The organism is Fontibacillus phaseoli (genome assembly GCF_003337355.1).
GTDB lineage: Bacteria > Bacillota > Bacilli > Paenibacillales > Paenibacillaceae > Fontibacillus > Fontibacillus phaseoli.
Genome location: NZ_QPJW01000025.1, coordinates 1 through 15,463 on the forward strand (window position 1 = coordinate 1; position 15,463 = coordinate 15,463).

Sequence of the window (15,463 nt, forward strand, 5' to 3'; positions counted from 1 at the left end):
ATGGTCTTGTTGGTCAAACCCTAGATCCCTCCACCCGCATAGCGGGTGGTTTTTTGTTTCGCACGCTTCGCGAGCTCAACTGGCTAAAGCCGTAATAAAAAGGTGCGGAAGAAAACTTCCGCACCGACTTCATCCAATTACTCGCCGTAGCCGGAAGTCGCCGCCGGCTCGCTGCCAGCCTCCACGTTCACTTTTTCGGAAACCGTGTCACGAATGACCGAAATAACGAGCTGCAGCAAATAATTGATATCGCTTTGACTTTGCTGGAACTCGGTAACCAGCGGAATTCCGTCCAGCTCGTCCTGCAGTTCCTCAATTTCGCGTTCGATTTTCTCCACCATCGTTTTGTTTTGGAAACTTTCAAAAGCCACGATTTCTTTTTGCTTCTTCTTGATCGTGCTAATCAAAATCTGCACGTGTTCATGATGCTGGATGAGTTGCTCGGCTTTCTGGAACTGGCGTACCTCTTCGCTTGTTCCGATGAGGGTTGCCAGTTCTTTCGCTTTTGACATAATATCATCACGGATCACCAGATCACGTGAATTGAATTTCGGCACCCCGCAATCCGTATGATCATGATCTTGATGTTGTTCTCCCAAGGTCTTCCCCCCCTTTACTACGCTCTAATGTACAGGACCGCCTATTCGGCCATCGACACCGCTTCGGGAACAATATTCCCCTTAATGTACCAGGTCATCGGATCCGTTATTTCCACGTGGACAAACTGACCAATCAGGTCGCTGCCGCCTTCAAAATGCACCAATTTATTGCTGCGCGTCCTGCCGGCAAGTACGCTGGCGTTGTTTTTGCTTTCGCCTTCTACCAGTACCTCAACTATCTTGCCCTGCATGGTATCGTTGCTAATTCGGCTGTTCTCGTTCACGACTTCATTCAACCGTTGCAGCCGTTCCTTCTTGACTTCCATCGGAATGTTGTCTTCCATCACCGCTGCCGGCGTTCCTTCACGTGGTGAATAAACAAAGGTATAGGCCGAGTCGTAACGCACTTCACGCATCAAAAAAAGCGTCTCCTGGAATTGTTCTTCCGTTTCCCCGGGGAATCCGACAATAATATCCGTCGTAAGCACTACACCAGGTATAGCGGCTTTAATCTTGCGCACGAGTTCCAAGTATTGTTCCCGCGAATATTTCCGGCTCATTTTCTTCAGCACTTCAGTACTGCCGGACTGAACAGGCAGATGAATATGCTCCACCAGATTGCCGCCTTTTGCAAGCACTTCGATCAGATGATCGTCAAAGTCGCGCGGGTGGGATGTCGTAAAGCGCACCCGAGGAATATCGATTTTACGGATATCATCCATTAAATTCGCAAAGCTATATTGAATATCGGTAAAATCCTTGCCGTAGGCATTCACATTCTGACCGAGCAGCGTAATCTCTTTGAACCCTTGGCGCGCCAGTTCCCTGACCTCGGCGATGACATCGTCCGGACGCCGGCTGCGTTCCTTGCCGCGGGTAAACGGCACGATGCAGTACGTGCAAAACTTGTCGCAACCGTACATAATGTTGACCCATCCCCGCATTCCTTCACGTTTCTTTGGCAGGTTCTCGATAATGTCGCCTTCTTTAGACCACACCTCGACAACCATTTCCTTGCTGAACATCGCTTCCTGAATCAAGTAAGGAAGACGGTGAATGTTGTGAGTTCCGAAAATGAGATCGACAAATCCGTGTTTCTGCAAGATCCGGTTAACGACGCCCTCTTCCTGGGACATGCAACCGCAGACGCCGAGCAGCAGATCCGGCTTTTCCGTTTTGAGCCCCTTCAAGTGCCCAAGCTCGCCGAACACTTTATCCTCGGCATTCTCCCGGACAGCGCAGGTGTTCAGCAGGATGATGTCCGCTTCCTTGCGATCTTCGGTAGGCCGGTAGCCCATTTGCTCCAGAAGGCCTTTGATCGTCTCCGTATCATGCTCATTCATTTGGCAGCCGAAAGTATAGACGATATAGTGCCTGCCTTTCCCGATCGCCTTCATTTCCTCGGGCACGGCATTGTCGTACAACACTTGAATGTCTTCTTTGCCGCGCTGCTTTTCAATGCGATGATTCGGTTCCGAAAGAATCTGGATCTCCCGTCCGCGGATTCTGATCTTCTTGCCCCGCTCATCCTCCGAAATGACTTTTGCGTCCGAGAAGTCAAAATACTTGGAGTAATCCTTATTTTCCTTAGCCATGATGTCGGCTCACTCCTTTTAACAATCTATCTATCTTTATTATTATTAAAATTTCAATCAATGCTTAAAAATGCATTACACCAAATTATAACATGATTCACTTTTGATATCCAGATGATCAGCATTTCCACCATTTGCGCATGCGAAAAGGCCCGTTCCGAGAACGGGCCTGATTTTATCTTCTTGAACTTAAAATCCTTTATATTGGGGTTCTTCGTTCTCCAACTGCTTGACCCGGCTTTCCACTTGCGTGACGATTTGCTGGGTTTGCTCCGCCGCGCCCGTAAACAAGTTTTTCGCTTCCTGATTTTGCGTGTTCAAAGCGAACTGCTCCAGGTTGGCTTGGGCACTCTTTAGCGAAGCCAGCGTGGTCTTTACTTGAGCTGCTACTGTCATTTTGCTCACCACCTTTGTCCATGTATGCATAACGATCGAATCATAAGTTAACCTGCCGCCCCTCCATTTATTCGGATGCGAATGTACCAAATTTTGTTTTAGATAAAAAAACGCCACTTGCGCATAATTGGAATAATTCACTTTTCGGGATCGAAAGGAGCAAAATTATGCCGATATGGTTAGAAGTCATTGTGCGGACGCTCGTTTCCGCAGTGATTCTGTTTCTTCTGACGCGCATGCTGGGCAAAAGGCAAATATCTCAGCTGTCTTTTTTTGAATATATCACCGGCATTACGATCGGGAGCATTACGGCCTATCTGTCCGTCGATGTCGATACGCACTGGTATTTGGGCATCGTCTCGATGGCGGTCTGGTTCCTGGTGTCGTTGGGCATCGAATATCTGCAAATTAAAAGCAAAAAAGCCCGGGACTTAATCGACAGCAAATCGACCGTTTTGATTAAAGACGGAAAAATCATGGAAGAGAATTTAAAGAAAGAAAAGATCACGAATGACGAGTTGTTAGAGCAATTACGGAAGAAGAGCATATTTCAGGCCGCTCAGGTCGAATTCGCGGTGATCGAGCCTGACGGCCAAATCAATGCCTTGCTGAAAAAAGAATACCAGCCGCTTACTCCGTCAGACCTTGGCATCAAAATAGCCCCGGAGCCCGAACCTCAGACCGTCATCATAGACGGTAACATCATGGACGAGCCTTTGGCTACCTTAGGCTTAAGCAGGCGATGGCTGCATACCGAACTGGAGAAGGTTGGCGTGTCCCTCGACAATGTAAACCTTGCCCAGGTTGACGGATACGGCCAATTTTATGTCGATCTGTACGACGACCAAGTCCAGGTTCCCCAGCCGCAGGAGAAAGCTTCCTTGCTGGCTCAGCTTAAAAAATGCGAAGCCGACCTGGAAATGTTCGCCCTATCTACCGATGAAGCCTCCGCAAAGCAAATGTACGGTACTTGTTCCGAGAAGCTCATGAAAGTCATAAATGAGGTCAAACCCTTGTTGTCCTGATAAAGGAGGAATAGGCACATGTCCAAGCAAAAAAACAAAAAATCAACTCCCGCTCAGCAGCAGTATCAACGGCTCGCTTCTGACACCGAACCCAAGCGGCCGGTCTTCGTCAACTGTCTCCGCGCCTTCCTGGTCGGCGGGATCATTTGTCTGCTCGGCGAATGTATCCGGCAAGCTTTTATCGCTTATGGCGGATTTAGCGAAAAAGAAGCGGGCAACCCTACAGTCGCCGTGTTGGTCATTCTTTCCGTCATCCTGACCAGCTTCGGCGTTTACGATAAAATCGCCCAGTGGGCCGGTGCGGGAACGGCGGTTCCCGTCACGGGATTCGCCAATTCCGTGGCCTCTTCGGCAATAGAACATCGAAGCGAGGGACTGGTTCTTGGCGTTGGAGCAGGGATGTTCCAGCTCGCCGGACCCGTGATCGTGTTCGGAACGGTGGCTGCTTTTATCATCGGCATCATCTATGCCGTATTTGTACCGGGATTTGCGGGAGGAGGTCATTAACCTATGCTAAAAGGTCACCAAAGCTGGATTTTTGAAAACAAACCAAAAATCGTGAGCACCGCAACCGTCGTAGGGCCATTTGAAGGTCAGGGGCCGTTAGCCGATGACTTTGATATCATTCATGCTGACCTGTACCTCGGCCAGGACAGTTGGGAGAAGGCGGAAAAAGTGCTGTTCGAGGAATCCGCCTCCCTGGCGATCGAACATGCCGGATTGACCAAAGAGCAGATTCAGTTCTTTTTCGGCGGTGACCTGATGAATCAGATCATCAGCAGCAGCTTTGCCGCAAGAACACTCAGCATTCCCTATCTCGGCCTGTTCGGAGCATGCTCAACCTCCATGGAAAGTTTGGCTTTGGCCTCGTACATCGTGAATTCCGGGGGAGCCGAATATGCTTTGGCGGGAACATGCAGCCATAACGCGAGTGTAGAGAAACAATTCCGTTACCCGACGGAATACGGCTCGCAAAAGCCGCCGACCGCCCAATTCACCGTTACCGGCTCGGGATCAGCTGTCGTTTCCCTGGAAGGCAACGGTCCAGCAATTACATCAGCTACGATCGGCCGCGTCATCGATATGGGCATTACCGATCCGTTCAATATGGGAGCGGCGATGGCGCCGGCCGCCGTGGACACCATTGAAGCCCACCTCCGGGATCTGCAAATCAAACCGTCTCATTATGATCTGATCGTCACGGGCGATTTGTCGAAAGTCGGCTTTGAAATCGCGAATGAACTGTTGGAACGGCACGACATCCCGATACGTGAAACCACGTATCAGGATTGCGGAATGATGATCTACGACTACGAAAAACAAAATGTCCAGGCCGGGGCGAGCGGCTGCGCCTGCTCTGCGGTCGTTACCTACGGCCATTTGCTGAAAAGGGTCCAAAAAGGCGAACTCAAGCGAATTCTCGTCGTCGCTACAGGGGCGCTGCTCTCTCCCCTCTCTTTTCAGCAGGGAGAAAGCATTCCTTGCATCGCCCACGCAGTATCGATTGAGAGCGGAGAGTAACCGGCACGCTGGAGGGCAATATCCAATCTGACGCCATTACGATTGCTCGGCTCACCCATCTCTCCCAGCAGAATTACACGCATCACTGGTTATAGCAAAAAGGCCCTCGCAGATGCGAGGGCCTTCTGTTTAAGTAAATTAATCCACGATTTCCGCAGTGTCGCCGTTATTGGCGCCTGCTGCGTTTGCTTCGTCTGTATCGATATGCATATCCAGCGCGAAAGAATCGGAAACGCGGGCGATTACATTTTCAAGCACCAGGCCGCGCTCGCCGCCAAGGCGAACTTTCAGCAATTGCTTGTCCGCAATGCCCCATTTTTCAGCATCGGATGTATGGAAATGAATGTGGCGTGCAGCTACAATAACCCCTTGTTCCAGTTCAATTTCGCCAGCCGGGCCTTTCACTTTGATTCCCGGAGTTCCATCAATCTTGCCGGATTCGCGAACCGGAGCTTTAACGCCGATCGCGAAGGAGTCCGTACGGGAAACCTCCAATTGCGAAGCAGGACGTGCAGGTCCCAAAATGCGGACTTTGTCGAACTGGCCTTTCGATCCGATCACGGCTACCGTTTCGTTAGCCGCGAATTGTCCAGGCTGGGACAATGGCTTAAATTCAGTCAGTTGGTAACCTTGACCAAATAAAGCTTCAATATGTTCTTGTGTCAGGTGAATATGACGTGCCGAAACGCCGACCGTTACAATTTTGCTCATCTTAAAACACTCCTCGTATAATCTCTATATATATGACGATTTACATCGCTAACCATTATACACCTAATTCAAACAAAAAGAAAAAGGTGTCCCTCTGTTTCGGACACCTTTTGGGGTGTTATACGAATTCTGCAACAAGATTGTCAAACTCGCTTTTTTGCAAAGCCAAGGACTGATGGGCAAGCGGCTCTTCTTTAAATCCGTGCACCATATTCTCATAACTTTTCTTCTCTTTGTTCTGATAAATTAAGCCGGTAATCATGCTGCCCGTTTCCATCAATTTAGACATCGCCATCGCCCGGTTGCTTGGATCATAATCCGGTACGGTCTCCAGATTAATGATATTTTCCTTGAACCAGTCGTAGGTGTTGACCTTATTAAAGGTTACGCACGGGCTGAACACATTGATCAACGAGAAGCCTTCATGCTGAATGCCCTGCTCAATCAGGGAGGTCAACTGCTTCAGGTCGCTGGAGAACGATTGGGCTACAAAGGTAGCTCCGGAAGCAAGCGCAATTTCCAAAGGTGACAGCGTAGATTCCACGGAGCCTTCCGGCGTACTCTTTGTCTTGAAGCCCTCGCCGCTGCGCGGCGAAGTTTGCCCTTTCGTCAGGCCGTAAATCTGATTGTCCATGACGATGTAAGTAATGTTGATATTCCTGCGGATCGCATGAACCGTATGGCCCATCCCGATGGCAAAGCCGTCGCCGTCGCCGCCGGAGGCGATGACCGTCAAATCGCGGTTGGCCAATTTGACACCTTGTGCAATCGGAAGTGCACGTCCGTGAATCCCGTGCAATCCATATGCGTTAATGTAACCAGAGATTCGGCCGGAGCAGCCGATCCCGGAAATGACAGCCAGATTTTCCGGCTCAAGTCCAACGGCAGCGGCTGCGCGCTGGATGGCCGCCTGAATGGAGAAATCGCCGCATCCCGGACACCAGTTTGGTTTGATGTTATTACGGAACTCTTTAAAGGTTGCCATTCTTCACCAACTCCTCCTGTGCTTTGTTGCCGGCTGCATTTTTGCATCTTTCGAACACTTCCGAAGGCAGGAACGGATTTCCGTCATATTTGAGAACATTCACGATCTTATCGTGATGTCCGACGTTCATTTTAATCAAATTGGCCAATTGGCCCGTTGCGTTGTTCTCCAGAACAACGATCTTCTTCGCTTTCTCCATCTGCTCCCTTACTTCCTCTACCGGGAACGGATGCAACAGGCGAACCGTCATATGGTTTGAAGTAATTCCTTCGCCGTTTAAACGAAGGCGGGCCTGATCGATCGTGCCGCCCGTGGAACCCATGCCCACGATCAGAAGATCCGGATCGGCATGAGGCGCATGCAGATGGATCGGATTCTCCACCTCCAGCTTTGCCAGCTTGCGGAATCGCTTATCCATCATTTTCTTGCGGTTCACCGGACTTTCCGAAGGACGTCCCGACTCATCATGCTCCACGCCGGTCACATGGTGAATGCCGTTCTTCTCGCCCGGAAGCACCCGCGGCGAAATTCCGTTTTCGGTGAACGCATAGCGATTAAACATGCTCGAATCTTCACGGTCCGGAATATCCTTGACCATATAGCCCCGGTCGATCTGGATTTTATCGAAATCCAGCACCTCGCAAGACTGTTTGCCCAGCGACAGTTGAAGATCGGTCGCCAGAATGACCGGCACTTGATACTTCTCAGCGAGATTGAAGGCTTGAACGGTATCGTAAAAGCATTCTTCGATCGAGCTCGGAGCGAGCACAATCTTCGGAATTTCCCCGTGCGTCCCGTAAATCAACGCGCTGATATCACTCTGCTCCTGCTTGGTCGGAAGTCCCGTACTTGGGCCACCGCGCTGGGTGTCAACGATAACGACCGGAATCTCGGTCATCCCTGCCAAACCGATCGCTTCCATCATGAGCGAGAGACCCGGTCCCGCCGAAGCCGTCATGGTTCTTACTCCAGCATAGCTTGCGCCAATTGCCATCGTAATCGCCGCGATTTCATCCTCCGTTTGAACCACGGTTCCACCGAACTTCGGCAGCTTTTTAATCAGATACTCCATAATTTCCGAAGCCGGCGTAATCGGATAGGCACTCATGATCCGGCAACCGGCAGCTACGGACCCGAGCCCGATGGCATCATTGCCGATCATGAACAGCTTTTGCTTCCCGTCGGCCGGTTCCAGCTTGAAGTTTTCCAGCGGACCACCGGCAAGCTCGAGCACGTAATCCGCACCTCTCTTGACCGCTTCGATGTTCTTTTCAACAATCGCCGGACCTTTGCGTCCGAATTCTTCTTCCACTGCTTTATTGAATACTTCCAGCGGCAATCCCAAGAGCGCCCAGGATGCGCCGGAAGCGACCATATTTTTCATTAATGAGGTGCCAAGCTCCTCGGCAATGCTAGTGATTGGAACGGCGAACAACTTGGCGTCCACGCCTTCGGGTACGACCGGATTGAATTTGGCGTCTGCCACAATGACTCCGCTGCTAAGCAGTTCATGTGCGTTCAAATCGATAGTCTCCTGGTCAAAAGCGACTAATATGTCCAAGTCGTCGGAAATCGCGCGGATCGGCTTGGTGCTGATCCGGATTTTATTGTTCGTATGGCCGCCTTTAATACGTGAAGAAAAATGCCGATAGCCGTATAAATAGTAACCCAGTCGGTTCAAAGCCGTTGAAAAAATCCGATCTGTACTTTCAACGCCTTCACCTTGCTGTCCACCGATCTTCCAAGACAATTGACTATTCAAGATCGCCCACCCCTTTATGGTATCGCACTAGAATTTAGATGACATTAGTGCTGACAGAACGTAAACCTGTGAGGAATCGTATATAAACCCCTGACATTTGTGAACATTCTGTTTCAGAGTCATGTCAATTTTATGTCTCAAACATATAAAAAGCAAGCGTTTTCTACCCTTTTTCATATAGTAGTTTTCGATGAAACCAATCTCGTAATTGGATTAATTAAAGCGCTTACTTAGTTTGTGGTAGCCATGTTCTTAAAAATGAAAGAACATTGCCGGACAACCATCCCTTTACAAGGTCTTCAGGATAGTGCCGGAGAAGGAGTTCTGCCAGGTTCGCATATTGACCAACATGTCTTAAATCCTCGATATGGCTCTCGATCCCGTCAAAATCCGAACCGAACATGATGCTTCTTTCGCCTCCCAAGGAACAAATATGCTCCAGATGCGGAAGGATATCACTCGATGTCACTACAGGAGCTTTTTTAACAAACCAGGGCACAAACGTAATTCCGATTCTGCCGTCCAAGGCGATGATCTCCCGGATTTGATCATCCCGCAAGTTGCGGGCATGAGGACATACTCTGTAAGCGTTGGAGTGGGATGCGATAAATGGCTTTCCCGCTTCTTCTGCCACTTCGGCCAGCTCCCAGAATCCTTTGACCGATAAATGAGATACATCAAGGATGATTCCGAGCTGATGACAGGCTTGGACCAGTTCCACGCCCTGCGGAGTAAATCCGCCTCCCTGTGGCTCAAGGATACCGTCGGCTGCCCAATTGGCGAAGTTCCAGGTTAGACCCAGGCATCGTACGCCTCGCTCATAGCATAGCTTCAAGTAATGGAGATTCGCTTCCAACCCATCTGCCCCTTCAACTGAGAGCAGTCCCCCGGGCTGACCGGCTTTCTCTGCCTTATCCAGCTCTTCAACGGTAGTTATGGCAGCCAAGCCGGATCGCACAACTTTTTGCCTGAACAGATCGATCTGGTCAAGGATGTAACCAAATTGCGGTTTGCCGAGCTTTTCGGAAAGATATATCGCAAAACATTGCAATTCGACTCCGCCTTGGCCCATCCGTTCCAGATTGACATCCAGCCGGGGGTCCCGCGTAAAATCCAGATTGTGATCCATTTGCATTTTACTCAGTACATCGCAATGAAAATCCACGATCTTGTAAGCCAAACCGATCCCTCCGCTCATACATGTATTACCCGTTACTGTCAAAATAAATGCAAAAAACCTGTCTACGCTATCGTAAACAGGCATCTTCAACAGGGTTTTCAATTATTTTATCTAGGTTCTACGATCAATTTTATGGCAGTGCGATCTTCGCCATCGATCACGATATCCGTAAACGCCGGAATACAAATCAAATCGACACCGCTTGGCGCCACAAATCCCCGAGCAATCGCTACCGCTTTAATAGCTTGGTTGAGAGCACCCGCCCCAATGGCCTGAAGTTCAGCAGCGCCACGTTCTCTTAGTACTCCAGCAAGCGCACCGGCAACGGAGTTAGGATTGGATTTTGCTGAAACTTTTAATACTTCCATGGTTAGTACCTCCTGGGAATTGGTTTGATTGATCCCACTACTTAGAAGATATTCGTGAGACTTCAAAAAATTCCTTCTTTTTTCCCCGGAGGCCTTCCCTACGGCTAATAAGTTTACTCCATTATCCATTCGTCTTCGAGAAGACGTATTTTTTGAATTTTTTTGGCATGGCCCGTAGCCTCATCAATGTCAACTACGCAGGCATGGAACTGCCATTTCCCTTCACATACCTGAAAACGCACCGGCAACTGGGTCGTGAATTTGCGCAGCACGGCATCACGCTCCATCCCGAGTACTCCCTCCCGGGAACCGACCATGCCTGCATCGGTCAAGTAAGCGGTCCCTTGAGGCAAAATAATATCGTCATTACTCTGAACGTGCGTGTGTGTCCCGACTACTAGCGAGACGCGTCCGTCCAGATGCCAGCCCATGGCAATTTTCTCCGAGGTGGCTTCGGCGTGGAAGTCGACCAAAATGCATTTATGCTTTTTGGAGAGGTTACCCACAATTTCGTCCGCCATCCGGAAAGGATCCTCAATCGCCGGCAAAAACGTACGGCCCATCAGGTTGACCAGGGCCAGCTCCTTGCCGTTAGCCCGTATGATCGTGGAACCCAGTCCCGGCGTACCCGGAGGAAAGTTTGCAGGACGCACCATCCGCGGCTCGTCGTCAATAAAGTCAAAGATTTCTTTATTATCCCAAGTATGATTCCCCATCGTTAGGCCATGAATGCCAAGATCAAAAAAATCTTTGGCGATTTTGGCGGTAATGCCTCGTCCGGCCGCTGCATTTTCACCGTTAGCTATAATAATGTGCGGATTGTATTTTGATTTCAAATGAGGCAGTGTATCCTTCAGCGCTTTACGTCCCGTGTTTCCAACGATATCTCCGATAAACAGAACTTTAATAATGTTTCCTCCTCAGACTGGCATTCCGGAACATATGAACCTCCGGAACTTATCATATTTAAAAGTGAAAAAGCGGCCCACGGGGGGCCACTTTTCAGCATAACCTTTACTTAGCGTATTCAACCGCCCGTGTCTCGCGAATGACGGTAACTTTGATGTGCCCCGGATAATCGAGTTCACTTTCAATCGTTTTCGTAATATCTCTCGCAAGACGGAATGCTTCCGCGTCGTCGATCTTTTCAGGCTGCACCATTACGCGCACCTCGCGGCCCGCTTGAATGGCAAAGGATTTCTCCACGCCTTCGAACGATTCGGAAATTTCCTCGAGCTTCTCCAAACGCCGGATATACGTCTCCAGCGTTTCACGCCGTGCGCCAGGTCTCGCTGCCGACAAGGCGTCAGCTGCACCAACCAGCATCGCAATGACCGAAGTTGCCTCACAGTCCCCATGATGGGAAGCGATACTGTTGATAACGACCGGATGCTCTTTGTACTTCTTAGCCAGTTCCACGCCGATTTCGACATGAGATCCTTCCACTTCATGATCAAGCGCTTTACCGATATCGTGCAGCAGTCCGGCCCGCTTCGCGAGCGTGATATCCTCACCCAGCTCTCCGGCCATAAGACCAGCCAGGTAAGCTACCTCCATGGAATGCTTCAGCACATTTTGTCCGTAGCTTGTCCGGAACTTGAGACGTCCCAAAATTTTGATTAAATCCGGATGCAGCGCATGAACCCCTACTTCAAAAGTAGCCTGTTCACCGTACTCGCGGATACGTTCATCGACCTCACGGCGGGATTTTTCAACCATTTCTTCAATCCGCGCCGGGTGAATACGTCCGTCCGCCACCAGTTTCTCCAGTGCGGTGCGGGCAATCTCACGGCGAATCGGATCAAAGCCCGACAAGATAACTGCTTCCGGCGTATCATCGATAATCAGATCGATACCGGTAAGCGTCTCCAGCGCACGGATATTACGGCCTTCACGACCGATAATCCGACCCTTCATCTCCTCGTTCGGCAGCGAAACTACCGAAACCGTCGTTTCCGCGACATGGTCTGCCGCACAACGTTGAATGGCCAACGTAATGATCTCGCGGGATTTCTTATCCGCTTCTTCTTTCGCTTGCTGTTCAATGTCTTTAATCATTTGGGCTGTTTCATGGCGAACTTCCTGTTCCACATTGTTCAAAATGATGGTACGGGCATCTTCCATGCTCAAATTCGAAATGCGCTCCAGTTCTTGAACCTGACTCTTATAAATCAGATCAATCTGTTGCTGAGTTTCTTCAATCCGTTTCTCTTTGCCAGCCACTTGCTCTTCTTTACGTTCTAACGAATCCAATTTTTTATCCAGCGACTCTTCTTTTTGCAACAATCGTCTTTCTTGCCGTTGAATTTCATTCCGACGTTCACGAATGTCTTTATCAGCTTCGGCTCTAAGCTTATGGACTTCGTCCTTCGCTTCAAGAACCGTTTCCTTTTTCAGTGCTTCTGCGTCTTTCTTTGCGTTATCCAAGATTTGACTTGCAGCTTGTTCCGCACTGGAAATTTTAGCTTCTGCAAGAGATTTGCGAATAAAATACCCGATTACGAACCCAAAGAATAAAGCGGCTGCAACGAGAACGATCCAGATTCCTGCGTTCATCTGTTCACCTCCCCGTTGATTCCTCCAAGGCATTCCTTGGGATGTTTGCAGTTGTAATTTTTCTCATTCATCATCATACAAAGAATTCATTACAGGCCGTTTAAGGCAAGGCTTTCCATGTGTGAGTGATTCAAAGGTTTCCTCCAGCCACAAACGGAAAATTTGGCCTACATGATTTGCGAATAGAATCTTCACGGAACCTCTAATTTTGGAAGGAAAAAAGGGCCCAAGTAAATATAGATTCATGTTCATTTTATTATTTGATGAAAGAAATTGTCAAGCAAATGACAAGCAATGTCTGATTTACGGCGATTCATTCTCCCACTCTTCTACTTCGCTGATTCCATCTTCCTTGCCAAGCTCGCGAATGACTCTGGAAACGAGCGATCCAGAAAAGCCTCGACGCATCAAAAAAGCTCCGGTTTTGCGTTTTCGGTCTGCCGGTTCGCCCGACGTCGAGCGCCATTTCTTGGAAGCGAACTCCATCGCGCTTTCGAACTCGTCATCCTCGCTGACAGTCTGAAGCGCCTCTTCGATCAACGGCTTGGAAACCCCCTTCTGGCGCAATTCATGACGAACCCACAGCTTTCCCTTGCCTCTGCCACGGACACGCTGTCCTGCCCATTCCTGCGCGTATGCGGCGTCGTCCACCAGACCTTCCGCCGTAAGCCGCAGGACAACATCCGCCGCAGCCTCCTCGCTCCAGCCCTTTTCCCCGAGGCGCATCGTAATTTCAAAAGCCGTGCGCGGCTTTCGGCCTAAATAATGCAATGCATCTGCATAAGCCTGCTGCCGTTCATCGGCGAGGACGATTTCTTCCAGCTCGCTTTTGGTAAAGATCGCCCCTTTGATCATGCGATACTTAATCATCACGTCCTCATGGACTTCCAATGAATAAGGCCCGAAAGAGATCACATATCGGAACTTAGGACGTTTCAACAGCAATACGGATGTGATCGTCAGCTCAATGCCCTCAGGAAATGCGCCAATACCGCCGCTTTCATCCCCGGACTGCCCGGCTGACAGGTCTTCCGAAGCATTGCCGCGTGTCATCTCCCAAAAACCCTCTTCCGAAATATCTACAATGCCGCCGGATTGTTCCTGCTTCCCCTGACTACCAGCCTGTTTATTCCGTCGTCCGCCATATCGCTGCTCCACCCTTCTATCGCCCCTTTATTCAGCACAAATTATAAATCTCAATTAAATAGAAAACGCCCTGTACCGGGAAGCCCCGGCCACAGAGCGTTATAACAGCATGAGTTATTCTTCTTCGAAAAGCGCCTGTTCTTCTTTGGCTTCAGCTTCCTGTGCGCTTGCTGACGAAGGGGATACGGAAGTCGTCAAATTGCTGGCCTCCCTGATTTTCTGCTCAATGGTGTTAGCAATTTCCGGATGCTCTTTAAGATACTGCTTCGCATTCTCCCGGCCCTGGCCCAAACGTTCTCCGGCATAGGAATACCAAGCGCCGCTCTTATCCACGATATCCTGTTCCGCACCGATATCGATGATGCTGCCTTCTCTGGAGATCCCCTCTCCGTACATAATATCGATCTCCGCCTGTTTGAAAGGAGGAGCCACTTTGTTCTTGACTACTTTAATCCGCGTTCGGTTACCAACTATATCATTACCCATTTTGATCGATTCCACACGGCGAACGTCAAGACGAACCGTGGAATAGAACTTCAATGCACGGCCACCAGGCGTGGTTTCAGGGTTCCCAAACATAACGCCGACTTTCTCCCGCAATTGGTTAATGAAGATGGCGATCGTTTTCGACTTGCTGATTGCCCCTGACAATTTACGAAGAGCCTGAGACATGAGACGCGCTTGAAGACCGACATGGGAATCCCCCATCTCGCCTTCGATTTCCGCCTTAGGAACCAGGGCGGCTACAGAGTCGATAACAATGACATCAACAGCGCCGCTCCGCACGAGTGCTTCGGCAATTTCAAGCGCCTGCTCGCCGGTATCCGGCTGGGACAACAGCAGTTCGTCGATATTCACGCCCAGTTTGCTTGCATAGGAAGGGTCAAGCGCATGCTCCGCGTCAATAAAAGCGGCTTGTCCACCAATCCTCTGAACCTCGGCGATCGCATGCAGCGCCACCGTTGTTTTACCGGAAGATTCCGGTCCGTATACTTCAATAATCCGGCCGCGGGGAAGTCCCCCCGTACCAAGTGCAATATCTAATGCCAAAGATCCGCTAGGTACGATCTCCACCTGCATATGCGTGGATTCTCCCAGCTTCATGATCGAACCTTTACCGAATTGTTTTTCTATTTGACGAAGCGCCATTTCCAGCGCAGCTTTACGATCTGACAATCAGCTCACATCCTTAAATATGATTGGATACAGGATTTCTTACATTTATAATTGTACCTTGTTTTGGAACGTTTGCCAAGCATTTTTTCGAACATACATTCGTAAATTTTTCTCTGTCATTCAAACTCTCTCAAGACGTTAATCACCTTTTTCCCCCTTTCGGAAACTCCATGGTGGATATTCCCTCAAGCTTGTAGTGATACTTTCCTCGTTTTTCATCACCCTGGGCTGCATGCGCTCAATTGCACGGTAGTGCTGTCTTATGCTGAGACGTCCCGAGTCTCGAGCAAGCCCCCTGGCCGCAAAGCGAATAAAGACCCTCTCCCTTCCCCCTTCATACTTAAAAAACAATCAGGACCACCCGTATAACGGGTGGTTTGCTCTGCGGCTGAAAGCCTTTGTTACTGGCCAGCCCTAAAAGGGCATTGAATGATTCGCCAACC

At 49.7% G+C, this 15,463-nt stretch carries 15 protein-coding genes; 3 read left to right on the plus strand and 12 right to left on the minus strand.

Annotation, left to right across the window (positions count from 1 at the left end):
- Positions 1-137 precede the first annotated feature (137 nt).
- The 3 genes from DFP94_RS25085 to DFP94_RS25095 form a co-directional block, all read right to left on the minus strand.
- A complete protein-coding gene (locus tag DFP94_RS25085; RefSeq protein WP_181873289.1) occupies positions 138-599 on the minus strand; it encodes a YlbF/YmcA family competence regulator in 462 nt (153 codons plus the stop codon).
- Between the two features lie 41 nt (positions 600-640).
- Positions 641-2,194: a tRNA (N6-isopentenyl adenosine(37)-C2)-methylthiotransferase MiaB gene (miaB, locus tag DFP94_RS25090; protein WP_114499210.1), complete on the minus strand. Its 1,554-nt coding sequence runs from the start codon at positions 2,192-2,194 to the stop codon at positions 641-643.
- 189 nt (positions 2,195-2,383) lie between these two features.
- Entirely contained in the window at positions 2,384-2,590 is a 207-nt protein-coding gene (locus DFP94_RS25095) for a DUF1657 domain-containing protein (RefSeq protein WP_114499211.1), read from the minus strand.
- A 167-nt stretch (positions 2,591-2,757) separates the two neighbouring features.
- On the opposite strand from DFP94_RS25095, the gene DFP94_RS25100 reads away from it, so the two are divergent.
- From DFP94_RS25100 to spoVAD, 3 genes are read left to right on the plus strand one after another with little or no spacing between them, the layout of a single operon-like run.
- Positions 2,758-3,615: a DUF421 domain-containing protein gene (locus DFP94_RS25100; RefSeq protein WP_114499212.1), complete on the plus strand. Its 858-nt coding sequence runs from the start codon at positions 2,758-2,760 to the stop codon at positions 3,613-3,615.
- Between the two features lie 18 nt (positions 3,616-3,633).
- A complete protein-coding gene (gene spoVAC / locus DFP94_RS25105) occupies positions 3,634-4,122 on the plus strand; it encodes a stage V sporulation protein AC (protein ID WP_114499213.1) in 489 nt (162 codons plus the stop codon).
- A 3-nt stretch (positions 4,123-4,125) separates the two neighbouring features.
- Positions 4,126-5,136, plus strand: coding sequence for a stage V sporulation protein AD (gene spoVAD / locus DFP94_RS25110; RefSeq protein ID WP_114499214.1), 1,011 nt, complete (start codon positions 4,126-4,128; stop codon positions 5,134-5,136).
- Between the two features lie 138 nt (positions 5,137-5,274).
- Here spoVAD and pduL read toward each other — a convergent pair whose 3' ends face one another.
- The 9 genes from pduL to recA all read right to left on the minus strand — a co-directional run bounded on the left by pduL (position 5,275) and on the right by recA (position 15,020).
- Positions 5,275-5,847 carry a phosphate propanoyltransferase gene (gene pduL, locus DFP94_RS25115; protein ID WP_114499215.1) on the minus strand — a complete coding sequence of 191 codons (573 nt, stop codon included), beginning with the start codon at positions 5,845-5,847 and terminating at the stop codon, positions 5,275-5,277.
- Positions 5,848-5,965: 118 nt separating this feature from the next.
- Positions 5,966-6,832, minus strand: a complete 867-nt coding sequence (locus DFP94_RS25120) for a 2-oxoacid:ferredoxin oxidoreductase subunit beta (RefSeq protein WP_114499216.1) — start codon at positions 6,830-6,832, stop codon at positions 5,966-5,968.
- On the minus strand, positions 6,819-8,594 hold the full coding sequence (locus tag DFP94_RS25125; protein WP_114499217.1) for a 2-oxoacid:acceptor oxidoreductase subunit alpha: 1,776 nt from the start codon (positions 8,592-8,594) through the stop codon (positions 6,819-6,821). Before DFP94_RS25125 ends, DFP94_RS25120 begins: the two co-directional genes overlap by 14 nt.
- A 226-nt stretch (positions 8,595-8,820) precedes the next feature.
- Positions 8,821-9,792 (minus strand): dipeptidase, encoded by a 972-nt coding sequence (locus tag DFP94_RS25130; RefSeq protein WP_114499218.1) that lies wholly within the window; start codon positions 9,790-9,792, stop codon positions 8,821-8,823.
- 89 nt (positions 9,793-9,881) lie between these two features.
- Positions 9,882-10,142: a stage V sporulation protein S gene (locus DFP94_RS25135; RefSeq protein WP_006286829.1), complete on the minus strand. Its 261-nt coding sequence runs from the start codon at positions 10,140-10,142 to the stop codon at positions 9,882-9,884.
- A gap of 113 nt (positions 10,143-10,255) precedes the next feature.
- Complete coding sequence (locus DFP94_RS25140) at positions 10,256-11,050, minus strand: TIGR00282 family metallophosphoesterase (protein WP_114499219.1); 795 nt, start codon at positions 11,048-11,050, stop codon at positions 10,256-10,258.
- A 106-nt stretch (positions 11,051-11,156) separates the two neighbouring features.
- Entirely contained in the window at positions 11,157-12,698 is a 1,542-nt protein-coding gene (rny, locus tag DFP94_RS25145) for a ribonuclease Y (RefSeq protein ID WP_114499220.1), read from the minus strand.
- A 303-nt stretch (positions 12,699-13,001) separates the two neighbouring features.
- Positions 13,002-13,856 carry a regulatory protein RecX gene (locus DFP94_RS25150; RefSeq protein WP_425459279.1) on the minus strand — a complete coding sequence of 285 codons (855 nt, stop codon included), beginning with the start codon at positions 13,854-13,856 and terminating at the stop codon, positions 13,002-13,004.
- 102 nt (positions 13,857-13,958) lie between these two features.
- On the minus strand, positions 13,959-15,020 hold the full coding sequence (gene recA / locus DFP94_RS25155; RefSeq protein WP_114499221.1) for a recombinase RecA: 1,062 nt from the start codon (positions 15,018-15,020) through the stop codon (positions 13,959-13,961).
- Positions 15,021-15,463 lie beyond the last annotated feature (443 nt).